Here is a 426-nt window from a genome sequence, read left to right as displayed (position 1 = left end):
GGCCGGGTCTCGGCCGGGCTGGCGCCCCGGCTCGGCGGCTTGGTCTGTCCCACCGCGGTGGTGTTCGGCGCCGTCTCGGTCGAGAGCGGGCCGCCGCCGGTCCCGGTGACGTCCGGCTGCGCGCAGGCCAGGCCGGCCGAGAGCGCCCAGAGCGCAAACCCGGCCGTCGGTATCCGAAGCACGATCATGGGCACCTCCATGAGGGACCAATCCCACAGGTTGCATCGGGTTCGGTACGTCTTTCGGCGGATCGGCTCGCCCGGTCCCGCCCCGCCCGGGTGCCGGCGGCACCGACCGCGCGTTACCCTCCCGGGAGGCCCTCGCCGGAGGGCCGGTTCTCGGAGGCATCCATGGATCTGGGTTTGAGCGGGCGCCGGGCGCTCGTATGCGCGGCCAGCAAGGGGCTCGGACGGGGCTGCGCCCTGG

Annotated in this window: 1 pseudogene; it reads right to left on the bottom strand. The window is 74.9% G+C overall.

The features are described 5' to 3' along the window. Positions 1 to 188 (bottom strand): annotated as a pseudogene (locus FV228_RS32755) (hypothetical protein); the annotation flags it as partial. Positions 189 to 426: the final 238 nt, after the last annotated feature.

The organism is Methylobacterium sp. WL18 (assembly GCF_008040015.1).
In the GTDB taxonomy this organism is placed as follows: domain Bacteria; phylum Pseudomonadota; class Alphaproteobacteria; order Rhizobiales; family Beijerinckiaceae; genus Methylobacterium; species Methylobacterium mesophilicum.
The sequence above is the reverse complement of the archived record's forward strand: the minus strand, read 5'-3'. Positions and strand labels throughout refer to the sequence as shown.